Consider the following 23,142-nt stretch of genomic DNA (forward strand, 5'->3'; position numbering starts at 1 on the left):
ACGTCGGCGGACCCACGACGTACCGCAGGGGCGAGGCTCCCTTGCGCGGCGAGGACAGCCCGCTCGTCCGCCCGTATCTCCACCCGGTGGAGACCTGCGCATGAACGGCCGGACGTACGACGACCCGCCGGCGGACGGACGCCTGCTCCCGTGGACCGGTGACGAGGGCAAGCCCTGTTATGTGCTGGGCGACGGCACGGGATACGTGTCCCGGCTCGCGGACCAGGTCGAGAGCGTGCAGCTCGGGATGGCCGGCGACCTGCTCGACCACGCGGCCGAACTCCTCGCCGAGGACCGCCTCACGGACCGCGAACTGCGCTACCTGGCCCGGCGGCTCACCGAGTCCCTGCGGGAGGTCAAGCGGGTCGCGGAGAGCCGGGGAGCACGGCTGCCGAGCGCTCGTTGAGGATGGCGGGGCGCCTGTTCGTGATCCAGAATGACCTGCGTGATCACGCTGGAGACGTCCCGTCTGATCCTGCGTCGCTGGCGCGAGGAAGACGTCGGGCCCATGGCCGCCGTCAACGCAGACCCCGAGGTCATGCGGTGGATCCGTGACGGCGGCGTCCTTGACGAACAGCAGACGCGCGGCAGGATCCGGGCGTGGGAGAGCGAATGGGAGTCCCGGGGCTACGGCCTGTTCGCCGTGGAGATCCGGGCCACCGGCGAGCTGGCCGGGTTCACCGGCCTTTCGGTGCCCGACTTCCTGCCGGAGGTCCTGCCGGCGGTCGAGGTCGGCTGGCGGCTGGGACGGTCCCACTGGGGTCAGGGCCTGGCCACCGAGGCCGCCGCGGCCGCTGTGCGGTTCGGGTTCGAGGAACGGGGGCTGGAGCGGATCGTCAGCATCGTGCAAGTGGGCAACGACGCCTCCGAACGCATCACGGCCAAGCTGGGGATGCGCCTGGTGCGTGAGACCGTGAGCCCCGCCGGCGGCCGGCGGGTCCGGGTGTTCGAGGCGTCGTCGGCCGCCGGCTGACGGAACGCCTCCGGCCGGGACGATCCCGGCAGACGCGCCGTCCGCGCCGCACGTCCCTAGAAGAACACCCCGCACCGCAGCAGCACGTTCGCGTACGGGCGGGCCTCGCCCGTGCGGACGATCAGCCGGGCCCCGGCCGACAGTTCCTTCAGGCGCTCGTGCGGGACGTGGGCCAGGCCGGGAAAGCGGTCCGTGAGCAGGGCCGCCGCCTCCGGATTGGCCTCCCGGACCTCCTCCGCCGCCGTCGCGCCCTCCACCACCAGCTCGGCCAGCAGGCCGTCCAGGACGTCGGCGAAGGACGGCACGCCGGCCCGGAACGCCAGGTCCACGACCCGGGGCCCGTCGGGTATCGGCATGCCGGCGTCACACACCAGCACCTCGTGCCCGTGACCGAGTTCGGCCAGCGCACCGGCCAGATGACGGTTGAGGATGCCCGCCTTCTTCACAGCGCCTCGACCTCCGCCGCCGTCGGGTACGACTCCTGCGCGCCCCGCCGCGTCACCGCCGCCGCGCCCACCCGGGCCGCGTACGCCGCCGCCTGAGCCAACGTCGCCCCCGCGCCCAGCCGCCAGGCCAGCGCGGCGGTGAACGCGTCGCCCGCGCCGGTCGTGTCCACCGCGTCCACCTTCACCGACGGCACCAGGGCCGTCCCCGAGCCGTCGCACACCAGCGCCCCGCGCGCGCCCAGCGTGACCACCACCGAGCGCGGCCCCTCGGCCAGCAGCAGCCGCGCCCAGCCGGCGGGGTCGTCGCCGGCCCGCGCGTCACCGAGGATCACCCGGGCCTCGTGCTCGTTGACGATCAGCGGATCACAGGCCGCCAGCACCTCGGCGGGCAGCTCGCGCGGCGGGGACGGGTTCAGCACGAACCGGCTGCCCGGCGCCAGGCTCCGCACCACCTCCACGACCGTCTCCAACGGGATCTCCAGCTGCGCCGACACCACCCGGGACGCCCGGAACAGGCCGCCGGCCGCCCGCACGTCCTCCGGCCGCAGCCGCGCGTTGGCACCCGGCGACACCACGATGCTGTTGTCCCCGTCCGGGTCCACGGTGATCAGCGCCACGCCCGTCGGCGCGCCGCCGGCCAGCACGCCCGCCGTGTCCACTCCGGCCGCGCGCAGCGACTCCAGCAGCAGCCGGCCGTGGCCGTCGTCGCCGACCCGCGCCAGCAGGGCCGTACGAGCCTCCAGACGGGCCGCCGCGACGGCCTGGTTGGCGCCCTTGCCGCCCGGATGCACGGCGAGATCGCCGCCGAGCACCGTCTCACCCGCGGCCGGCCGCCGCTCGACGCCGATCACCAGGTCCGCGTTGGCCGAACCCACGACCAGCAGGTCGTAGTCGTACATCAGTTGACTCCCCTGAGAGATGACCCGAGGCGGGCGGCCCCGGAAGCTTCCCGGGGCCGCCCGCCCTGCCGTGGTCCGTCAGCCGGTGAACCCGGCCACGTTGTCCTTCGTGACCACCTTCACCGGCACCTTCACCGTCGGCTCCACCTTCTCGCCGCGGACCGCCTTGAGGGCGTTGTCCACGGCGATCCGGCCCAGCTGCGAGGGCTGCTGGGCGACCGACGCGTACAGCGTGCCGCCCTTGACCGCCGTCAGGCCGTCCGGGGTGCCGTCGAAGCCGACCACCTGCACCGACCTGCCCGCCTTGGAGCCGAGCGCCTTGATCGCGCCGAGAGCCATCTCGTCGTTGGCGGCGATGACGCCCTGCACGTCCGGATGGGCCTGGAGCAGGTTCGACATCACGTCCAGGCCCTTGGTCCGGTCGAAGTCGGCGGGCTGCTGGGCCAGCACCCGGATGCCCGGGTAGGCCTTCAGGCCCTTGGCGAACCCGGCCGCCCGCTCACGCGCCGCCGACGTACCCGCCTGCCCCTGGAGGATGACGATCTTTCCGTGCCCGCCCAGCTTCTCCGCGACGGTCTTCGCGGCCAGCTCACCGCCGGCGACGTTGTCGGAGGCCACCAGCGTGGCCACGGACGCCCGGTTGACGCCCCGGTCCACGGCGACCACGGGAATGTCCGCCTTGCCGGCGGCCTTCACCGAGTTGCTCGCCGCGTCCGAGTCCACCGGGTTGACGATGATCCCGTCCAGGCTCGTACTGGTGAAGTTCTGGAGCTGGTTGGCCTGCTGGGAGGCGTCGTTCTGCGCGTCGGTGACGGTCAGGTCCACGCCCAGCTTCTTCGCCTCGGCCTGCGCGCCGGACCGGATCTGCACGAAGAACGGGTTGTTCAGCGTGGACAGGGACAGGCCGAGCCGCGGGTTCGCCGACGACGACGAGCCGCCGTGCAGCAGCGAGGTGGCGCCGACCACGGCCACGGTGACCACGGCCGCCAGCGCGTACGTCACCGCCTGCCTGCCCTTCGGCCCGCCCGCACCGGCGGCCGCCGGCCCCGCACCGGCCTTGCGGCGCACGGTGTCCAGCAGCACCGCGAGCGCGATCACCACACCGATCACGACCTGCTGCCAGAACGCGGAGACGGACAGCAGGTTCAGCCCGTTCCTGAGCACCGCGAGGATCAGTGCGCCGATCAGCGTGCCGGACGCCTTGCCGGTGCCGCCCGCCAGCGAGGCGCCGCCGATGACGACGGCGGCGATCGCGTCCAGCTCGTAGCCGTCGGCGGCCTGCGGCTGCGCCGAGGACAGCCGGGCGGCCAGCACCACGCCCGCGACGGCGGCGAACAGCCCGGACAGGGCGTAGATCGCGAGCTTCTGCCGCTTGACCCGGAGGCCGGAGAGCCGGGCGGCCTCCTCGTTGCCGCCGATCGCGTACATGGACCGGCCGATGTAGGTCCGGCCGAGCACGACGGCGGCGATCAGCCCCATCACCACCATGACCAGCACCGGCACCGGCAGCCAGCCGCCGAGGGTGTCGCCGAGGTGGGAGACCGAGCCGGGGAACGCGATGGGGGAGCCCTGGGAGATGACCAGGGCCAGACCGCGGCCCACCGACAGCATGGCCAGCGTCGCGATGAACGGCGGCAGCTTGCCGTAGGCGATGAGGAAACCGTTCACCAGACCGGCGACGACGCCCGTGGCGACCGCCAGGACCACCGCGAGCGCGACCGGCACCCCGTGCGAGGTGGCGCTCCAGCCCAGCATGGTCGCCGACAGCGCGGCCACCGACCCCACGGACAGGTCGATGCCCGCCGAGACGATCACGAACGTCACACCGAAGGCGAGGATCGCCGTCACGGCGGCCTGCACGCCGATGTTCAGCAGGTTGTCCGTGGTCATGAAGTCACCCGACAGCGCCGACAGGGCGATGACGAGGACGATCAGCGCGGTGAGCGCGCCGTTGTCGAGGAGCAGCCGGCGCAGGGTCCCCGGGGCGCCACTCGCGCCCGACCGGCTCTTGAGCGTGTCAGTGGCCACGGGGGGCCTCCTTCTCGGTGGTGGGGGTGGAGACGGCGAGGGACATCACCGCGTCCTGGGTCGCCTCTTCGGCGCTGAGTTCGCCTGCGATCCGGCCCTGGGCCATCACCAGCACCCGGTCGCTCATGCCGAGCACCTCGGGCAGATCGCTGGAGATCATCAGGACGGCGGCACCGGCGGCCGTCAGTTCGTTGATCAGCTGGTAGATCTCGACCTTGGCGCCGACGTCGATCCCGCGCGTCGGCTCGTCGAGGATCAGCACCTTGGTGTCGGCCAGCAGCCACTTGCCGATGACGACCTTCTGCTGGTTGCCGCCGGACAGGGTCCGCACCCGCTGCCCGAGGCCCGCCATGCGCACGCCGAGCTGTCCGGCGATCCGCTCGGCGGCGGCGTGCTGGCCCTTGCGGTCCACCAGCCCCGCCCGGGTGGCCGAGCGCAGCGTCACCAGCCCGAGGTTCTCCTTGACGGAGGCGTCCAGCACCAGCCCCTGGCCCTTGCGGTCCTCCGGCACGAGCCCGATCCCGGCGTCCATGGCGGCGTTCACGTCGTGCCGCCTCAGCTCGGCGCCGGAGACCCGTACGACCCCGCGGTCGTAGGGATCGGCGCCGAACACGGCCCGCACGACCTCGGTCCGCCCGGCACCCACCAGCCCCGCGATGCCGACGACCTCACCGGCGTGCACCTCGAAGCTCACGTCATGGAAGACGCCGTCCCGGCTCAGCCCCTGGACGGACAGCAGCGGATCACCGGTGCCGGTCCGCTGCCGCGGGTACTGCTGCTCGATGGACCGTCCCACCATCAGCCGCACGAGTTCGTCCTCGGGCGTGGCGGCGGGCACCTGCCCGACGCTCTTGCCGTCCCGGATGACGGTGACCCGGTCGCCCAGGGCCGCGATCTCCTCCAGGTGGTGGGTGATGAAGACGATCCCCACCCCGTCGGCCCGCAGCCCCCGCACGATGGCGAAGAGCCTCTCCACCTCCTCCGAGGTGAGCACGGCGGTCGGCTCGTCCATGATGAGCACGCGCGCGTCCAGGCTGAGCGCCTTGGCGATCTCGACCATCTGGAGCCGCGCGATACCGAGTTCCCGCACCCGGGCCCGCGGCGACACGTCGACCCCGACCCGCTCCAGCAGCGCCGCGGCCTCGGTCTCCATCCGCTTCCGGTCGATCATCCCGAAGCGGCGCGGCTGCCGTCCCAGGAAGATGTTCTCGGCGACGGTCAGATCGGGCACCAGGTTGAACTCCTGGTAGATGGTGGCGATCCCGAGCCGTTCGGCGTCCTGCGCCCCGTGGACGCGCACCTCCGCACCGCCCACGAGAATCCGGCCGGCGTCGGGGGTGTAGGCACCGGAGAGCATCTTGATCAGCGTGCTCTTGCCGGCCCCGTTCTCACCGAGCAGCACATGGACCTCGCCCCGGCGCAGATCGAAGTCGACGCCGTCGAGCGCGACCACGCCGGGGAAGGTCTTGCGTATGCCCTCGATGCGCAGCAACTCGTCCGGGTTGCTCACGTCGTGCTCCTTTGCACTGGGGAGGGGGTGGGAGGCTCACCGCACGAGCGGCGTACGACGAGCCGGGCGGGCAGCGTGACGGAGCGCGGGGTGCGCCCCTCGATCCGGTCGGCCAGCGCGCGTACGGCGGCCCGTCCCAGCTCACCGGTGGGCTGGGCGATCGCGGTGACCGGCGGATCGGTGTGCACGAACCACGGGATGTCGTCGAACGCGGCCAGCGCGATGTCGTCGGGCACCCGCAGGCCCCGCGCGCGTACGGCGTCCAGCGCGCCGAGCGCCATCAGGTTGTCGGCCGCGAAGACGACGTCGGGCGGCTCCGGCAGATCGAGGAACCCCTCGGTCACGCGCCGTCCGCTCTCCGCCTGGAAGTCGCCCTGGCCTGTGTAGGCGCCGGGCAGAGGGAGCCCGTACTCGGCGAGCGCGGACCGGAAGGCCTCGACGCGCTCGCTGCCGGTGGTGGTGGCGGCGGGCCCGGCGATGATGGCGAGCCGCCGGTGCCCGAGCCCGTACAGATGCGCCACCAGATCCCGCACGGCGGCCCGTCCGTCGGCCCGCACGACGGGCACGTCCACGCCGGGGATCCACCGGTCGACGAACACCATGGGAGTCCCCGCCCGGGCGGCGTCCAGCATCAGCGGCGATCCGCCGTCGGTGGGGGAGACGAGCAGCCCGTCGATCCGCCGGTCCAGCAGGTTCCGCACGTGGTGGTCCTGCAGCTCCGGCCGCTCGTCGGCGTTCCCGATGATCACGCTGTAGCCGAGCGACCGGGCCTCTTCCTCGACGGACCGGGCCAGCTCGGTGAAGTAGGGGTTCAGCACGTCGCTGATGACGAGCCCGAGCGTGTGGGTCTGGTCGGTCCGCAGGGACCGCGCGACGGCGTTCGGCCGGTAGCCGAGGGCGGCCACGGCGGCCATCACCCGCTCACGGGCGTCGGCACTGACGGACGGGTGGCCGTTCAGCACGCGTGACACGGTGGCCACGGACACCCCCGCCGAAGCGGCGACATCCTTGATGCTCGCCATCGCCGGCTCCACCTCCTCGTGGACTCGTGGAATCGATTACATCCCTGCCGTACGAGGATTGGAAACGATTACACGAGGCGTGGGCAAGGGGGTGCGGGTGGCCGAAACCCAATCGTGACCGTGGGGGCCGGGGGTGGGGCCGGGGTGGTGGTGGCCGGGCGGTGCCGCGGGGGCCGTGGGCGGCGGCGGCCGGTCGGCGGCGGAGGGGCTGTCCTCGGTCCGTGCCGGCCGCCGACGCGGCCGCGGGCGGAATGACACAAATGAAAAAACGCTCTCCCTAAGGTTTTCCGGGAGGTGCGTTCACTCTTTTGCCACGCATCTGGAGGAGAGGCGGCTGCGTTAGCCCGAATATGACGACGACGAGGCTCCACAACCTGCTGCACCGGGACACGAGGAAGGATAACCGCTCGGCGAGCAGTTTGCTGACATTCAGTCCAACAATGCACCCGCCCGGTGGCGCCGACTCGGCGCACGAAGATCACGCGGGAGCCGAACCTCCGGGGGCCGAGACGCTGCTGCGCGAATTCCTCGCGCTGCTGGAGGCGGCCCAGGAGGAACTGAACCAGCGGTGGAGCGCTCAGGAAAACACCGACTGCCACTCGGACCGCGCCTGACGGGGGAATTATTATGAATCAAGAATATACGGGCCACTCCTTCACGCGACGTGAATGGTATGCCGACCCGGCCCCGTACCCGGCGGCCACCGGCTGGTACGGCGGCCCGGCCGACTCCATGGGCTCAGGGGATGTGCTGGTACCTCCCGACGCCTACTGGGACCCGGCGGAGGAACTCGCCTTTCTCTTGCAGGAGGCCGTTCCGGCCGAACAGGCGGCCACGATCCCGCCGCCGCGCAGTGAGCCGTCATCCGGTGTCGACTTCGCCGACCCGATGGAGAATATGGCGCAGATGACCGCGCAGTTCTCGTCCGGCCCGAGCGCTTCCGCCGGGACGAGGCACCGGAAGAGGCGCGTGCCTCAGACTCGCGTCACCTGGATGCGGGCCGGCAGCTTTGTGATCGCGGCGCTCGTGTCCGTCCTCGTGGCGATGGTCAGCGTATTCGGCGGAATGGCGGCCTACGGCCCGCTGCGGAATGCCACCACGGGTGTGAACGGCGGAATCGCCGCCTGGTGGCCTCTTCTCGTGTACGGCCCCTGGATGGCGGCCACGCTCTCCATCCTGAGAAATGCCCTGCATCAGCGCAGGGCCCTGCACTCGTGGTTCATCGTCCTGCTGTTTTCCTCGCTCGCGATGACCCTGTGCGTGCTCCAGGCCGACCGGACCATCATCGGTGTCGCCGCGGCAGCCCTTCCCGCGTTCGCGTCACTGGCGTGCTTCCAGCAACTGGTCCGCCAAGTCACCCTGACCCTGCCCCCGAGCAACGAAAAGCCCCGCCACCGCAGATGACGCCGCGATGCTCTCGTGCACGGGGGAGGGGGCGGGGGCTCATCGCGAGCGGCGTACGACGAGCCGGCCGGCAGCATGCCCATGCCGAGACGGCGGCACTGCCACGCGCATCGGCGGTCACCGAAGGTCCGACCGGGCCGCAGTGCCGGGGTCGGCGCACCTCGGTACGGCTACGGCGGCTGTCGTACCCGGGCCGGCCGCGCCGGGAGCGGCAAAGGACCGGGGCGGGCCCTCGGCTCAGCCGTCGTGGTGGGACACCGACGGGGAGGGAGAGGAAACCGGGGCGTTCCGCGACCAGAAGTCGGAGTGGACGTACGGGAGCCCGTTCGACTTGACGGCACGCGGGTCCAGGGGTTTCCGCGAAGGCTCGGTCACCTTCGACTCGGCGACACAGGGAGAGACCACGTCGAAGCTGGCCTGCCCCGCGTAACCGAACTCCAGGCTGACCCGGAAACCGTTGGGCGCGGTGGCGAAGATCGCCGGCATCTCCTTGTGGTTGCGCACCGACGTGATGGTGTAACCGAGCTTCTTCCAGTAGCGCTCCACAACGCCCAGGAAGTTGCCCCGACGCTCGCTCGAAATGATCGTCACCACGTAACGTCGGCGCGTGACCTGCCCGGTGCCGGTGGAGTCGTTCTTGGCGTCGGGGCATGCCGCCGCGTTCGACGGGCCTGGAACGGCCTCCACGGAAGGGTGGATCACCTTGATGATGGCGTCCAGCATCTCCTCCGCGTGGACGCCGGCCTCCTGCATGTCCATGTGAACCTCCTTCGCCGACCCTCCCCGATCACCCTTCTCGGCGCCATCGCCCACGAAGCCGCAACCAGAAACAAGGAGGGCCGTCACCAGAAGGCCCAAGGCGCGCTTCTTCATCGATATTCGTCCCACTTCACAAGTTCGGGCCGGTCGGCGACGAGGGCCGCGATGTTCGCGGCCGACTGAGGATCTTTCTCCGGGTTGAAGTAATTGGAATGTGCCGGTGTCGGTCCCTGTCCGTCGATCAGTGGCCTGGGACCGTCGGCGACCTGGAAGCGCCTGCCTCCGAACGCCTCGCTGGCCGGGTCCTTCCCGAACCAGAGGTCGTCGTCTCCCTGGTCGGCGAGGTCCCCGATCAGGTACGCCCCCAGCGGTCCGCCACCGAAGAAGCCCATGGTTCCCGCGATCGCCTCTTTCTTCGACGGCAGGTGGCTCACCGGGTCGTTCTCCGCGGCTCCGACGAAGACGTGGTCCTTACCGACCCCGAGTTGCTCTGCCTTGTCCACGCCCGTTCCCGGGCTGCCCAGCAGAATGATGTCGTCGGCCCCCGGAATGCCTCCCGGTTCCTGCGTCGCCGCGCCGACCAGGCGGGAACCGTATGAGTGCCCAATCGCCACGAGATGCGGATCCTTGTGGTCGTTGGTCGCCGCGAGCCCGGCCATGAACGAGTTGTACGCCGGGGCACCTTTCTTCGCCTTGTCGGCAGACATGACATCCGTGTCGGACGCCAGTGTGGGGAGATCGCCGGGCGCGGAGAGCTGGGGTGCGTCGTAGCCAAGCCACACGATGGATGCGCTGGAGGGGTCGTACTTCCGCGCGCCGACCGCCGTTTCGTGTGCCCGCCTCAGGTCATTCCTTGTGAAGTCGGTGTCCAGAGCGGTACCGAGCCCAGGTGCGTACGCGGACACGTTCCTGGACGTGTCAGGGTTCCCATAGGAGACGATGGCCCGGCCCAGTCCTTCGTCGCTGACTCCGAGCAGGTACATGGGCGGTTCTCCCGCGTTGGTGAGCCGTTGCGTGACATTGTCCTGAAGTTGCTGCCGAATGCTCTTGAGCGCATCCAACTGCGTCTTGGTCTTCTCGCCGTCCTCACCCGACAGCTTGCCTATGAGAATGTCCAGGTTCTCCCGGTTCACCTCGTCGCGCACGGCCGACGGGATGCCGTCCAGGTTGCCGATGTACTCGGGAAACGCTCTTTTGTACTCGTCGTGTTCCTCGCCACTGAGACTGTCCCACCACTCCTTGCGCTCGGCCGGCGACCTGTCGAGAGGAAGGCGGTCTCGGAGATAGTCCACCGCGGCCGTGCCGAGAGCCTCCGTGTCGGTGGCCACGTCGGTCCACGTCTTGGCGTCGACCGTCAGTCCCGGAGCCGCCTTCAGCTTCGTCAGCACCGCGCTGTATCGGTCGTCGATCTCCGCCGCTTCACGGAGAGCGCGCGAGATTCTGTTGGCGATGTCCTGCGCCTTGGCCTGGTGCGGGTTGGGATGGATCAGGCCGGACATGTCCGGACCCAGCCCGGGCCCGTGGTACATGCCGTCGTTCCCGATGGCAGTCCCGCCGGGGATGTCTTCACCGGTCAACTCGTTCTTACCATCGGCGGGAAAGGCCACACTGCCGTCCGCATGGACGGTGTAGGACAGTGCTTTCGCCTCGTCCAGTGCCTGCAGCACTTGGCGTTGTGGAGCGGCGATCTCCAAAGAAAAGGCATTCAGCGCGCCGCTGATTAGACCGCATTCGAGCTGCGTGTAGTGGAAGTTGTCGGACAGCTGCCGCAACTTCCGCTGTGCGGCATCTGCCGCCTCACCCTCGTTCGCCTCGCGGATCGCCTTGGCGATGTCCTTGTCGACACGCTCCCTCGCGGCATCAGCCGCGTCACTGATCGCACGGTAACCGTCCGCGGCGTCCGCGTACTCGGACGGCTTGATCTTCTGCAAGGTCTTGAGGTCCATGCCCGTGGGTCACCGGCCCTTGCCCGGTTCTCCGGAGGCGGGACTGCTCTCGGATCCGACCCTGAGTCCCGTGATCTCGGCTTTGATGGCTTCGTCGGTCCTCAACTGGTCATGGCCCGTTTTGTTCAGTACTCCGGCCAGACCGCGGCACAGGTCGCCGATGTCGGTGACACGGCGTTCCCACGATTCGTACACCCTCTTCTGGGCAGCCGCGGTAAGGCATACGGACCCCTCGTCCAAGCCCGCCTGCCCCTGTTCCAGCTTTGCCAGCGCCTTGCTGAGACTGTCCTGCAGCGAGCCGACGCCCTCACCGGCCGCAGACCACGCTGCTTTGTCGGACCGGAGTCTGTCCTTGCCGCCGCCGGCCATGGGTAACTGGTTGAGTTGCATGCGCGCGGAATGCCGATCGGCAGCGGTCGTCTTGAGCTGCTCCCACTCGTCCCACGCCACGCTTGGCCCCCCCAGGTCGTCGTGAAGCCCGCCGCACCGAAGTGTCCGACGGCGGTGATCCATTAGTCCGTTGGGAGGGTACGTGTGCCTGGTGTGCAGAGACATCCGCACTGGCCCCCAGTCGCCCGTGAGTATGTGTACTCATATGGGTTTCAGCCACTTGCATCCGGTCTCGGCCGGCTCGGTCTCCGTCAGGGAGCCGCACGGGCAACACCCGCCGAACCGCCCGCGCATGCGGCACCGAGGTCTCCTGCGATGCGCCCGGCCGACGATCCGGCGCACGCGGATCAGGAGGCGGGAACGGGGCTCAGCGGCGTACCGCCAGTGCCGCGCCCAGCAGGCGGGCCAGGACCTCCACCAGGCGGATGTCCTCCTTGCGGAGGTCGCCGGGGTTCGGCGCGTCGACGCACAGGACGCCGAACGCGTCCTTGCCGGCGGCCGTGATGGTGGCGGTGATGTAGGTCTTGTACGAGTCGGTCTCCGGGCGCAGCTCCGGCGCGAGCGCGTCGACGTTCTCCACGAACGTGCTCTTGCGGTCGTCCATCAGCTTGAGCAGGGACGCCCCGCGCGCCTGGTCCTCGCGGAACACCGTCCGCGGTGCCTCCGCCCGCCCCATCCAGAGCCCGGCCAGGCACTTCATCTCCCGGACACCGGGCGAACCCGGGGACGCCGGGGCGATCTCCAGGACGCAGGCGCGCGCGTTCTCCGGCCCGATGAGCTGGGCGGTGAGGGAGACGATGGCCAGCTTCATCTGCTGCTGGAGCGGACTGCGCGCGCTCTTGCTGTTCGCGCTGACGATCTCGCCGATGTGGTGGACCAGCACCGTGAGCACGTCTTCCATGGCCCCGCGGGCCCGCTCCGCGGCGGCCTTCGCGGCCTGTTCGGCGGTGACCAGGTCGCGCCGGGCGGCGACCGCCTCCTGCCGGGACATGATGACCGTGGCCACCGTGGCCAGCACGCCGACACCCATGATCGTCATGGCGATCCATATCGGCAGCTTCAGGCCAAGACCGAGGACGATCGGCGCGACGTACGTGACGACGCCCAGCGTCCCCATCGTCGCCGTGCCCCAGCCCACGCGTAATCCACTCAAGGACATAGCGACGGAGCCTACACGCAGAGTTAGGCCATGTGGGTGCTTCCGTCGTTTCGGAGGGCGTGTCTCTGGGTATCAATACGGTGACGGAAGGTGTCCGGACCGTGACCGGGAAGTAGACGGCTCGTTCAGGGACGATGTCGGCCTCTTGAACCGGGCCGACAGTCAATCCGTAGGCCATACCGTCGGATTGACGCTGACAAGCCATCAGCCGAGACTGTACCGTCAACGCTTGGAGGGCGCATGCCGACCCAGAACGGCGGGAGCCACCCGTCCTCCGAGTCGAACCCGGGGGGGAGCGCGAGCATGAGCACTGCGCACAGTGAGGTGTGGAGCGGGGTCGTCTTAGACACCGACCCGGCGGTACGCGAGTTCGAAAGAGACCCGGCCGAGTACATGAAGCGGAAAGCGACGGCGCTCCGCTCCGTCGATTTCGAGAGCGTGCGAGCGAGCCTCAGCGGATCCCATGAGCCGCGCACCTCGCTGCTCACGCGTCTGAAGACGCTGCTGTCGTCCGGCGACAAGGACGAGAAGAAGGCCGGCTGAAGCGCGAGCGGACACACCCCGCGCTCACCTGACCGTCCCGACGCGGTGACCACCGCCCGGCAAACCGGGCTGTCGGACCCCACCGGTACCGTCGGACCATGGCTCACCAGGCGGGGAATCCCGGCGGCGAACGGCACCTCGCCGTCCTCGAAGGCGTGCTGGAACGCATCACGTACGCCAATGAGGAGAACGGCTACACGGTCGCCCGTGTCGACACCGGCCGCGGCGCCGGTGATCTGCTCACGGTCGTCGGTGCGCTGCTCGGCGCCCAGGTGGGCGAGTCCCTGCGCATGGAGGGCCGCTGGGGCTCGCACCCGCAGTACGGCAAGCAGTTCCACGTCGAGAACTACACGACCCTGCTGCCGGCCACCGTCCAGGGCATCCGCCGCTATCTCGGCTCCGGCCTGGTCAAGGGCATCGGCCCGGTCTTCGCCGACCGCATCACCCAGCACTTCGGCCTCGACACCCTGCGCATCATCGAGGAGGAGCCGAAGCGGCTGATCGAGGTGCCGGGCCTCGGGCCGAAGCGGACCAGGAAGATCGCCGACGCCTGGGAGGAACAGAAGGCGATCAAGGAGGTCATGCTCTTCCTCCAGACCGTCGAGGTGTCCACCTCCATCGCCGTGCGGATCTACAAGAAGTACGGCGACGAGTCGATCGCCGTCGTCAAGGAGCAGCCGTACCGGCTCGCCGCCGACGTCTGGGGCATCGGCTTCCTCACCGCCGACAAGATCGCCCAGTCGGTCGGCATCCCGCACGACAGTCCCGCGCGCGTGAAGGCCGGCCTGCAGTACGCGCTGTCGCAGTCCGCCGACCAGGGGCACTGCTTCCTGCCGGAGGAACGGCTGATCGCCGACGCCGTCAAACTCCTCCAGGTCGACACCGGGCTGGTCATCGAGTGCCTCGCCGAGCTGTCCCGGCCCCCGGAGGACGGCGCCGACCCCGGAGTCGTACGGGAGAAGGTGCCCGGCCCCGACGGCGACGACGAGCCGGTCAGCGCCGTCTATCTGGTGCCCTTCCACCGCGCCGAACTCTCCCTGTCCGCCCAGCTGCTGCGGCTGCTGCGCACCGACGAGGACCGCATGCCGGGCTTCCGGGACGTCGACTGGACGAAGGCGCTCGGCTGGCTGAGGTCCCGGACCGGCGCCGACCTCGCGCCCGAGCAGGAGGCGGCCGTCAGGCTGGCGCTCACCGAGAAGGTCGCCGTCCTCACCGGCGGACCGGGCTGCGGCAAGTCGTTCACCGTCCGCTCGATCGTGGAACTGGCCCGCGCCCGGCGGGCCAAGGTGCTGCTGGCCGCCCCGACCGGCCGCGCGGCCAAGCGGCTCGCGGAGCTGACCGGCGTCGAGGCCTCCACCGTGCACCGACTGCTGGAACTGAGGCCCGGCGGGGACGCGGCCTATGACCGCGACCGTCCGCTGGACGCCGACCTGGTGGTGGTGGACGAGGCGTCCATGCTGGACCTGCTGCTCGCCAACAAGCTGGTCAAGGCCGTCCCCCCGGGCGCCCACCTGCTGTTCGTCGGTGACGTGGACCAGCTGCCCAGCGTCGGCGCCGGGGAGGTGCTGCGGGACCTGCTCGCCGAGGGCGGACCCGTTCCGGCCGTCCGGCTCACCCGGGTCTTCCGGCAGGCCCAGCAGTCCGGGGTGGTCACCAACGCGCACCGGATCAACGCCGGGCAGCACCCGCTCACCGACGGGCTGAAGGACTTCTTCCTCTTCGTCGAGGACGACACCGAGGCCGCCGGCCGGCTCACCGTGGACGTCGCCGCACGGCGAATTCCCGCCAAATTCGGGCTGGACCCGCGCCGGGACGTGCAGGTGCTCGCGCCGATGCACCGCGGCCCGGCCGGCGCCGGCGCGCTCAACGGACTGCTCCAGCAGGCCATCACGCCCGGCCGGCCCGATCTGCCGGAGAAGCGGTTCGGCGGCCGGGTCTTCCGCGTCGGCGACAAGGTCACCCAGATTCGCAACAATTACGAGAAAGGGAAGAACGGTGTCTTCAACGGCACCGTGGGCGTCGTCACCTCGCTCGACCCGGTCGACCAGCGCCTGACGGTGCTGACCGACGAGGACGAGGAAGTCCCGTACGAATTCGACGAACTGGACGAACTGGCCCACGCGTACGCGGTGACCATCCACCGTTCGCAGGGCAGCGAGTATCCCGCGGTGGTGATTCCCGTCACGACGGGGGCATGGATGATGCTCCAGCGGAACCTGCTGTACACGGCGGTCACCCGGGCCCGGCGGCTGGTCGTGCTCGTCGGATCACGCAAGGCGATCGGCCAGGCGGTGCGCACCGTGTCGGCCGGACGGCGCTGTACGGCCCTGGACTTCAGGCTCGGCACGAAATGATCGATCAAATGAGTCGTGAAGGTCACAGAGCACTTCCGGAACCACCCCGAAGGGGGCAGGATGGGCAGGCTGGCGGCACTGAGTGCCGCCAATAGGCCCAATGGTCGACCCCGAGTGCACTCTCCTGAGCCAAATGGGGGATGGTAGAGACAGTCAGGGCACCTCGAAGATGAGGCACTACGTCGGTGAGGGAAGACGTGAGCGACAACTCTGTAGTACTGCGGTACGGCGACGGCGAGTACACCTACCCGGTGGTCGACAGCACCGTCGGCGACAAGGGCTTCGACATCGGGAAGCTGCGCGCCCAGACCGGTCTGGTGACCCTGGACAGCGGGTACGGCAACACGGCCGCCTATAAATCCGCGATCACCTACCTCGACGGCGAGGCGGGCATCCTCCGCTACCGCGGCTACCCCATCGAGCAGCTGGCCGAGCGCTCCACCTTCCTCGAGGTGGCGTACCTGCTCATCAACGGCGAGCTTCCCACCGTCGACCAGCTGACGGCGTTCAAGAACGACATCACGCGGCACACGCTGCTGCACGAGGACGTCAAGAACTTCTACCGGGGCTTCCCGCGCGACGCCCACCCGATGGCGATGCTCTCCTCGGTCGTCTCGGCGCTGTCCACCTTCTACCAGGACAGCCACAACCCGTTCGACGAGAAGCAGCGCGACCTCTCCACGATCCGGCTGCTCGCCAAGCTCCCGACCATCGCCGCGTACGCGTACAAGAAGTCGATCGGCCACCCGTTCGTCTACCCGCGCAACGACCTCGGCTACGTCGAGAACTTCCTGCGCATGACCTTCTCGGTCCCGGCGCAGGAGTACGACCTGGACCCGGTCGTGGTCTCGGCGCTGGACAAGCTGCTGATCCTGCACGCCGACCACGAGCAGAACTGTTCGACCTCGACGGTCCGCCTGGTCGGCTCCTCGCAGGCCAACATGTTCGCGTCGATCTCGGCCGGCATCAACGCGCTGTGGGGCCCGCTGCACGGCGGCGCCAACCAGTCGGTGCTGGAGATGCTGGAGGGCATCCGCGACTCCGGCTCCGACGTCGACACCTTCATCCGCAAGGTGAAGAACAAGGAGGACGGCGTCCGCCTGATGGGCTTCGGCCACCGGGTCTACAAGAACTTCGACCCGCGCGCCAAGATCATCAAGGCCGCCGCGCACGACGTGCTCTCCGCGCTGGGCAAGGAGGACGAGCTTCTCGACATCGCCCTGAAGCTCGAGGAGCACGCGCTCTCCGACGACTACTTCACCGAGCGCAAGCTCTACCCGAACGTGGACTTCTACACGGGTCTGATCTACCGCGCCATGGGCTTCCCGACCGAGATGTTCACGGTCCTGTTCGCCCTCGGCCGGCTGCCGGGCTGGATCGCCCAGTGGACCGAGATGATCAAGGAGCCGGGCTCCCGCATCGGCCGTCCGCGCCAGATCTACACGGGCGTGGTCGAGCGCGACTTCGTCCCGGTCGAGGAGCGCTGAGCGCACCGGGCACGGGGTCCGTCCGCACCGGCGGGCCCCGGTTCCGGCGCTTCGCGGTGATCACCCACGGGTGATCGGGGCGCGGAGCGGCGGATAAGACGGATAAGCGGGAAAAGGCGGAAGGCGCCCCGAGACGCCGGTCCCCCCACGGGCCGACGACCAGGGCGCCTTCCCATGTCCCGGTGCGGATTCCCCCCACGGGATCCGGCCGGGCGCTTGGAGAGGACAGCGCCTGAATCGCTGTCTGAGCACGCGCGAGCGAACTCGCCGTACTCCAGTGATGCGGTGCGGTCTGCCGGGACAGCGCACGCTGGGAGGGCCGCTCAAAGCTTCCCGGTGTACGTGCCCCGGCAACGCTCCCCCAAGCTCTCAACGTCGTGCGAGCCGGGAGGTACCCCCTTCTGGGAAAGTCCCCCAAGACATCCCCAGACGCCAGTCAGCGCCCCCCAAGACGCTGGTCTGACATCGCCAACTTAGACCTTCGAACCCCTTCGATGGTTACGTTCGCATCACTGTGATGTGCGTCTCTTGCATATGTCCCTTTGATGCGCAAGAGCCCCGATACGGCGATCGGGACTCTTGCGTAAGGAAGATGCGCGAGCCTTGTGAAGAGCTTATGTGAGGTGCGCGTCTGACTCCAGGGGGATCAAGGGATCGATCCGGACGATTGCCCCCGGTTTTACCGGAAGGCCCGCAATCGCAGGCTGTTCGTCACCACGAACACCGAGGAAAAGGCCATCGCGGCCCCGGCGATCATCGGGTTGAGCAGCCCGGCGGCGGCCAGCGGCAGCGCGGCGACGTTGTAGCCGAAGGCCCACACCAGGTTGCCCTTGATGACGGCCAGCGTCCGGCGGGACAGCCGGATCGCGTCCGCGGCCACCCGCAGGTCCCCGCGCACCAGCGTCAGATCGCCGGCCTCGATCGCCGCGTCCGTGCCGGTGCCCATGGCCAGGCCCAGGTCCGCGGTGGCCAGCGCGGCGGCGTCGTTCACGCCGTCGCCGACCATGGCCACGGCCCGTCCCTCGGCCCGGAGCCGCCGCACGACGTCCACCTTGTCCTCGGGCAGCACCTCGGCGAACACGTTCTCCGCGTCGATGCCGACGGTCTTCGCGACCGCCTCGGCGACCGTGCGGTTGTCCCCGGTGAGCAGCACCGGCGTCAGGCCCAGCCCGCGCAGCTCGCGGACGGCCTCGGCGCTGGTCTCCTTGACGGCGTCGGCGACGGCGAGCACCCCGCGGGCCCGCCCGTCCCAGCCGGCCACGACGGCCGTACGGCCCTGCTCCTCGGCCTGGCGGGCCGCGCGCGCCAGCTCCGGCGGCAGCTCGTCGTAGAGCCGCCCCACGGCCACCTCACGGCCGTTCACGCGCCCGCGCACGCCCCGTCCCGGCACGTTCTCGAAGTGCTCGACCGGCGGCAGCACCCCGGCCCGCTCCTCGGCGCCGGCGGCGACGGCGCGGGCCACCGGGTGCTCGGAGGCGTGCTCCAGTGCGCCCGCGAGGCGCAGCAGCTCCTTCTCGTCCTCGCCGTCGGCCACGTGGACCGCCTGGAGGCTCATCCGGCCGGTGGTGACCGTGCCCGTCTTGTCCAGGACGACGGTGTCCACCCGGCGCGTGGACTCCAGCACCTCCGGTCCCTTGATCAGGATGCCGAGCTGGGCGCCGCGGCCGGTGCCGACCATCAGCGCGGTCGGCGTGGCCAGGCCCAGCGCGCAGGGGCAGGCGATGATCAGGACGGCGACGGCGGCCGTGAACGCGGCGACCGTGTCCCCGGTGACGCCGAGCCAGACGCCGAAGGTGCCGAGCGCGATCAGGATGACGACCGGGACGAACACGGCGGAGATCCGGTCGGCGAGCCGCTGCACCTCGGCCTTGCCGTTCTGCGCGTCCTCCACCAGCCGGGCCATCCGGGCGAGCTGGGTGTCCGCGCCGACCCGGGTGGCCTCGACGACCAGCCGGCCGCCGGCGTTGACCGTGGCGCCGGTGACCCGGTCGCCGGGGCCGACGTCGACCGGCACCGACTCGCCGGTCAGCATGGAGGCGTCCACGGCGGAGACGCCCTCCACCACCGTGCCGTCGGTGGCGACCTTCTCGCCGGGCCGTACGACGAACCGGTCGCCCACGGCCAGGCCGGACACCGGCACCCGCACCTCGCGTCCCCCGCGCAGCACGGCCACGTCCTTGGCGCCCAGTTCCATCAGGGCCTTCAGGGCGGCACCGGCGCGGCGCTTGGAGCGGGCCTCCAGATAGCGGCCGAGCAGGATCAGCGCGACGACCCCGGCGGCGACCTCCAGGTAGATGGTGGAGGCGCCGTCCATCCGGGAGACGGTGAGGCGGAACTCGTCGTGCATGCCGTGCGTGCCCGCGTCGCCGAAGAACAGCGCCCACAGCGACCAGCCGAACGCGGCGAGCGTGCCGACGGAGACGAGGGTGTCCATGGTGGCGGCGCCGTGCCGCAGGTTGGTCCAGGCGGCCCGGTGGAACGGGGCGCCGCCCCAGACGACGACGGGCGCGGCCAGGGTCAGCGAGAGCCACTGCCAGTTGTCGAACTGGAGCGCGGGGATCATCGCGAGCAGGACCACGGGCGCGGCGAGCAGCGCGGAGACGAGCAGGCGGTGCCGCAGCTCGCCGAGTTCGGCGTCGCGTTCCGGGGTCCCGGCCGCGTCCTCGGTCTCGGGTTCCGGTGGCCGGGGTTCCTCGGCGGTGTAGCCGGTCTTCTCGACGGTGGCGATCAGGTCGGCGACCTCGACGCCGTCGGCGAAGGTGACCTTCGCCTTCTCGGTGGCGAAGTTGACGGTGGCGCTCACGCCGTCCATCCGGTTGAGCTTCTTCTCCACCCGGGCGGCACAGGAGGCGCAGGTCATGCCGCCGATGAGCAGCTCGACCTCGTCGGTGCCGGGTGCCGTCGCCGTCGGCTTGGCGGTGGTGCTGGTCATGTCCGGACTCCAGACATCGGACCGGGCCGTACGGATCCAGTATCAGCTGGTCGGCGCGGCCCGGTCGGGGAAGGGGAGGGTGGTGCTCAGGCCTGGCCGGCCAGCTCGTAGCCGGCCTCGTCGACGGCGGCGCGCACGGCCTCCTCGTCGAGCGGGGCCGCGGACACGACGGTCACCTCGCCGGACGACGCGACGGCCTTCACCGAGCTGACGCCCGCGATCCGGGAGATCTCCTCGGAGACGGAGCCCTCGCAGTGGCCACAGCTCATGCCGGTGACCTTGTAGACGGTGGTGACGGTGCCCGGCGTGCCGGTCTGCGCGGTCATGTCGTTACTCCTCTTCGAGGCGTGGGTGGGGCCTGTGGGGTGCCGGAGGAACCCCGACGTCCTCCACTGTATACCCCTAGGGGGTATCAAGCCAAGCGGCTCCCCGGAGCGTCTAGCTTTCATGCGGGTTCCCGGAAGGAGCAGGCATGCGAGCCGTGGTCTTCGAGGAGTACGGAAAACCGGCAGGCGTCCGGGAGGTGCCCGACCCCGAGCCCGCCGCGCACGGCGTCGTCGTCCGGGTGGAGGCCACCGGCCTGTGCCGCAGCGACTGGCACGGCTGGGCGGGACACGACCCGGACATCACGCTGCCGCACGTGCCGGGGCACGAACTCGCCGGAGTGGTGGAGGCGGTGGGCGCCCGGGTGACCCGGTGGCGGCCCGGCGACCGGGTCACCGTGCCCTTCGTCTGCGCCTGCGGCACCTGCCCGGCCTGCGCGGCGGGCGACCAGCAGGTGTGCGAACGGCAGACCCAGCCCGGCTTCCACCACTGGGGCTCCTTTGCCGGCTACGTCGCCCTCGGCCACGCCGACGTCAACCTCGTCGCGCTCCCCGACGACATGGCGTACGCCACCGCCGCCGCCCTCGGCTGCCGCTTCGCCACCGCCTTCCGGGCCGTGGTCCAGCGGGGCCGGGTCGCGGCCGGGGAGTGGGTCGCGGTGCACGGCTGCGGCGGGGTCGGCCTGTCGGCGGTGATGATCGCGGCGGCCTCGGGCGCCCGGGTGGTGGCGGTCGACGTAGCGCCCGGGGCGCTGGAACTGGCCCGGCGCTTCGGCGCCGCCGCGTGCCTGGACGCGAGCGGCGTGCCGGACCCGGCCGCCGCCGTCCGGGAGCTGACCGGCGGCGGCGCCCATCTCTCGCTCGACGCCCTCGGCTCGCCCGCCACCTGCGCCGCCTCCGTCGACGGGCTGCGCCGCCGCGGCCGGCACGTCCAGGTCGGCCTGCTGCCCTCCGCCGACGGCACCACGCCGGTGCCGCTGGCCCGCGCGATCGCCCTGGAACTGGAGCTGCTCGGCAGCCACGGCATGCCCGCCCACGCCTACCCCGGCATGCTCCACCTGGTCCGCGCCGGCGTCCTGCGCCCCGACCTCCTGGTGACCCGGACCATCCCGCTCGACGCGGCCCCGGCGGCGCTCGCGGCGATGGGTACGGCGGCGGGGGCCGGGGTCACGGTCATCGAGCCCTGGAGCTGACGCGCCCGGCCGTCAGCCCGTGCCGCGCCCGCGGTTGCCGGGGCGCGCGGCCACCCAGGCGCGGACGGTGTCGGCGCACCAGTAGGGCCTGCCGCCCTCGACGCGGTCGGGCGGGGGCAGCAGTCCGTGCTTGCGGTAGGACCGTACGGTGTCCGGCTGCACCCGGATGTGCGCCGCGATCTCCTTGTAGGACCAGAGCCGCCGGTCGGTCATGAGCCGCACCTCCTTGTGCGCGCCGCGGCGGCGACCGGTACGGCCGCTCGGGGGACCGGGCGCTGCGTCGGCCACCAGCCTGTGCCCACGCGGCGACGGTGAGTGACCGATCGCTATGACCTGTCGACGGGATGTGACGGAGAACCGACGCGGGCGTGACATGTGTGACAGGAGTGAGATGTTTGTGACGAATACGCCACAAAGGGCAACCATGCGGAAAGGGTGGCCCCGCGAACCGGAGGCCGGTGGTCCATATGTCCGGACAAAACGTTGACAGCGTTCCGGGTACGGGACTAGAAAGCCGGGGGGAGCCGTGACGAAGGGGAGCCGATGGCCTACGACCTGATCACCATGGGGCGGATCGGGGTGGACCTCTACCCGCTCCAGACCGGCGTCCCGCTCGCCCGGGTGTCGTCCTTCGGCAAGTTCCTCGGCGGCTCCGCGGCCAACGTCGCGGTCGCCGCCGCACGGCTCGGCCGGCACACCGCCGTGATCACCCGTACCGGCGACGACCCGTTCGGCACCTACCTCCACGAGGCGCTGCGCGGCTTCGGCGTCGACGACCGCTGGGTCACTCCCGTGCCCGGCCTGCCCACCCCGGTCACCTTCTGCGAGATCTTCCCGCCGGACGACTTCCCGCTGTACTTCTACCGCCGGCCCAAGGCTCCCGACCTGGAGATCCACACCCGCGAACTGGACCTGGACGCCATCCGCGAGGCCGCGATCTTCTGGGTCACCGGCACCGGACTGAGCGAGGAACCGAGCCGTACGGCGACCCTCGCGGCCCTCGCCCACCGGGACAGGGCCGGCATCACCGTCTTCGACCTCGACTGGCGCCCCGTGTTCTGGGCGGACCCCGACACCGCCCGCCCCTTCTACGCCGAGGCCCTGCGCCACGCCACCGTCGCCGTCGGCAACCTGGACGAGGTGGAGATCGCCACCGGGACGCGCGACCCGCACGCCGCCGCCCGCGCACTGCTGGCCGCCGGGGCCGAGCTGGCCGTCGTCAAGCAGGGGCCCAAGGGCGTCCTCGCCGTCAGCCGCGCGGGCGAGTCCGCCGAGGTGCCGCCGCTGCCCGTCACCGTGCTGAACGGGCTCGGCGCCGGCGACGCCTTCGGCGGCTCCCTGTGCCACGGCCTGCTGGCCGGCCACGACCTGGAGACGGTCATGCGGCACGCCAACGCGGCCGGTGCCATCGTCGCCTCCCGCCTGGAGTGCTCCTCCGCGATGCCGACCTCCGACGAGGTGGCCACCGCACTCGCCACCGGAGCGGTCCGGTGAGGGCCGGCCGGGTCACCGGCACCCACACCGACGGCGGCGCCGGCAAGCCCCCACACGCCACACCCCCCGGTGAGCCCGCGCCCGCCGAACCCGCGCCCGGTGAGGACCCTCGTCGCGAGCCCGCTCAGGGTGAGGCGGTGTCCCGCGAACATGCCGCCGGTCACCGCACCGCCCGCACCCCGGCCGGCCCTCGCGAGGGCCGCGCGGCGGGTTCGGGGACCACGCCCGCCACTACGGCCCCCGGCGTGCGCCCTCGCCGCGAGCCAGCGCCCGCCGAGCC

At 70.8% G+C, this 23,142-nt stretch carries 21 protein-coding genes; 9 read left to right on the plus strand and 12 right to left on the minus strand.

Going from position 1 to position 23,142, the window contains the following annotated elements; genetic code table 11:
• Positions 1-100: 100 nt before the first annotated feature.
• Complete coding sequence (locus SCK26_RS24280; protein ID WP_318203434.1) at positions 101-406, plus strand: hypothetical protein; 306 nt, start codon at positions 101-103, stop codon at positions 404-406.
• 42 nt (positions 407-448) lie between these two features.
• Entirely contained in the window at positions 449-973 is a 525-nt protein-coding gene (locus SCK26_RS24285) for a GNAT family N-acetyltransferase (RefSeq protein ID WP_318206079.1), read from the plus strand.
• A 56-nt stretch (positions 974-1,029) separates the two neighbouring features.
• Here the strand turns inward: SCK26_RS24285 and rbsD are convergent, their stop codons facing one another.
• The 5 genes from rbsD to SCK26_RS24310 all read right to left on the minus strand — a co-directional run bounded on the left by rbsD (position 1,030) and on the right by SCK26_RS24310 (position 6,878).
• The gene (gene rbsD / locus SCK26_RS24290) at positions 1,030-1,419 is read right to left on the minus strand and encodes a D-ribose pyranase (RefSeq protein WP_318203435.1); all 390 of its coding nucleotides are present in this window, start codon (positions 1,417-1,419) and stop codon (positions 1,030-1,032) included.
• On the minus strand, positions 1,416-2,318 hold the full coding sequence (locus SCK26_RS24295; protein ID WP_318203436.1) for a ribokinase: 903 nt from the start codon (positions 2,316-2,318) through the stop codon (positions 1,416-1,418). Before SCK26_RS24295 ends, rbsD begins: the two co-directional genes overlap by 4 nt.
• 78 nt (positions 2,319-2,396) lie before the next feature.
• Positions 2,397-4,346, minus strand: coding sequence for a substrate-binding domain-containing protein (locus SCK26_RS24300; RefSeq protein ID WP_318203437.1), 1,950 nt, complete (start codon positions 4,344-4,346; stop codon positions 2,397-2,399).
• Positions 4,336-5,856, minus strand: coding sequence for a sugar ABC transporter ATP-binding protein (locus tag SCK26_RS24305; RefSeq protein WP_318203438.1), 1,521 nt, complete (start codon positions 5,854-5,856; stop codon positions 4,336-4,338). The genes SCK26_RS24300 and SCK26_RS24305 overlap by 11 nt, the downstream gene beginning before the upstream one ends.
• Complete coding sequence (locus SCK26_RS24310; RefSeq protein ID WP_318203439.1) at positions 5,853-6,878, minus strand: LacI family DNA-binding transcriptional regulator; 1,026 nt, start codon at positions 6,876-6,878, stop codon at positions 5,853-5,855. The genes SCK26_RS24305 and SCK26_RS24310 overlap by 4 nt, the downstream gene beginning before the upstream one ends.
• Before the next feature lie 440 nt (positions 6,879-7,318).
• Here SCK26_RS24310 and SCK26_RS24315 point away from each other — a divergent pair, with 440 nt between their 5' ends.
• Complete coding sequence (locus SCK26_RS24315; protein ID WP_318203440.1) at positions 7,319-7,492, plus strand: hypothetical protein; 174 nt, start codon at positions 7,319-7,321, stop codon at positions 7,490-7,492.
• A gap of 13 nt (positions 7,493-7,505) precedes the next feature.
• A complete protein-coding gene (locus SCK26_RS24320) occupies positions 7,506-8,282 on the plus strand; it encodes a DUF2637 domain-containing protein (RefSeq protein ID WP_318203441.1) in 777 nt (258 codons plus the stop codon).
• A 237-nt stretch (positions 8,283-8,519) separates the two neighbouring features.
• Here the strand turns inward: SCK26_RS24320 and SCK26_RS24325 are convergent, their stop codons facing one another.
• The 4 genes from SCK26_RS24325 to SCK26_RS24340 all read right to left on the minus strand — a co-directional run bounded on the left by SCK26_RS24325 (position 8,520) and on the right by SCK26_RS24340 (position 12,515).
• Positions 8,520-9,041: a hypothetical protein gene (locus SCK26_RS24325; protein WP_318203442.1), complete on the minus strand. Its 522-nt coding sequence runs from the start codon at positions 9,039-9,041 to the stop codon at positions 8,520-8,522.
• A gap of 110 nt (positions 9,042-9,151) precedes the next feature.
• On the minus strand, positions 9,152-10,987 hold the full coding sequence (locus SCK26_RS24330; RefSeq protein ID WP_318203443.1) for an alpha/beta hydrolase: 1,836 nt from the start codon (positions 10,985-10,987) through the stop codon (positions 9,152-9,154).
• A gap of 9 nt (positions 10,988-10,996) precedes the next feature.
• Positions 10,997-11,437: a hypothetical protein gene (locus SCK26_RS24335; protein WP_318203444.1), complete on the minus strand. Its 441-nt coding sequence runs from the start codon at positions 11,435-11,437 to the stop codon at positions 10,997-10,999.
• Between the two features lie 307 nt (positions 11,438-11,744).
• On the minus strand, positions 11,745-12,515 hold the full coding sequence (locus tag SCK26_RS24340; protein ID WP_318203445.1) for a GAF domain-containing protein: 771 nt from the start codon (positions 12,513-12,515) through the stop codon (positions 11,745-11,747).
• Between the two features lie 324 nt (positions 12,516-12,839).
• On the opposite strand from SCK26_RS24340, the gene SCK26_RS24345 reads away from it, so the two are divergent.
• From SCK26_RS24345 to SCK26_RS24355, 3 genes are all read left to right on the plus strand, one after another.
• Positions 12,840-13,079 (plus strand): hypothetical protein, encoded by a 240-nt coding sequence (locus SCK26_RS24345; RefSeq protein ID WP_318203446.1) that lies wholly within the window; start codon positions 12,840-12,842, stop codon positions 13,077-13,079.
• Between the two features lie 98 nt (positions 13,080-13,177).
• Positions 13,178-15,433 carry an ATP-dependent RecD-like DNA helicase gene (locus SCK26_RS24350; RefSeq protein ID WP_318203447.1) on the plus strand — a complete coding sequence of 752 codons (2,256 nt, stop codon included), beginning with the start codon at positions 13,178-13,180 and terminating at the stop codon, positions 15,431-15,433.
• A gap of 197 nt (positions 15,434-15,630) precedes the next feature.
• A complete protein-coding gene (locus SCK26_RS24355; protein WP_181794441.1) occupies positions 15,631-16,920 on the plus strand; it encodes a citrate synthase in 1,290 nt (429 codons plus the stop codon).
• Positions 16,921-17,599: 679 nt separating this feature from the next.
• Here SCK26_RS24355 and SCK26_RS24360 read toward each other — a convergent pair.
• Positions 17,600-19,852, minus strand: coding sequence for a heavy metal translocating P-type ATPase (locus SCK26_RS24360; protein WP_318203448.1), 2,253 nt, complete (start codon positions 19,850-19,852; stop codon positions 17,600-17,602).
• An 86-nt stretch (positions 19,853-19,938) separates the two neighbouring features.
• Complete coding sequence (locus SCK26_RS24365; protein WP_318203449.1) at positions 19,939-20,178, minus strand: heavy-metal-associated domain-containing protein; 240 nt, start codon at positions 20,176-20,178, stop codon at positions 19,939-19,941.
• Positions 20,179-20,324: 146 nt separating this feature from the next.
• On the opposite strand from SCK26_RS24365, the gene SCK26_RS24370 reads away from it, so the two are divergent.
• A complete protein-coding gene (locus SCK26_RS24370) occupies positions 20,325-21,368 on the plus strand; it encodes a zinc-dependent alcohol dehydrogenase family protein (protein ID WP_318203450.1) in 1,044 nt (347 codons plus the stop codon).
• Positions 21,369-21,380: 12 nt separating this feature from the next.
• On the opposite strand, the gene SCK26_RS24375 is transcribed toward SCK26_RS24370, so the two are convergent.
• A complete protein-coding gene (locus SCK26_RS24375) occupies positions 21,381-21,581 on the minus strand; it encodes a helix-turn-helix transcriptional regulator (RefSeq protein ID WP_318203451.1) in 201 nt (66 codons plus the stop codon).
• A gap of 330 nt (positions 21,582-21,911) precedes the next feature.
• Here SCK26_RS24375 and iolC point away from each other — a divergent pair, with 330 nt between their 5' ends.
• Positions 21,912-22,862, plus strand: coding sequence for a 5-dehydro-2-deoxygluconokinase (gene iolC, locus SCK26_RS24380; RefSeq protein ID WP_318203452.1), 951 nt, complete (start codon positions 21,912-21,914; stop codon positions 22,860-22,862).
• Positions 22,863-23,142 lie beyond the last annotated feature (280 nt).

The organism is Streptomyces sp. SCL15-4, assembly GCF_033366695.1.
Classification (GTDB): Bacteria; Actinomycetota; Actinomycetes; order Streptomycetales; family Streptomycetaceae; genus Streptomyces.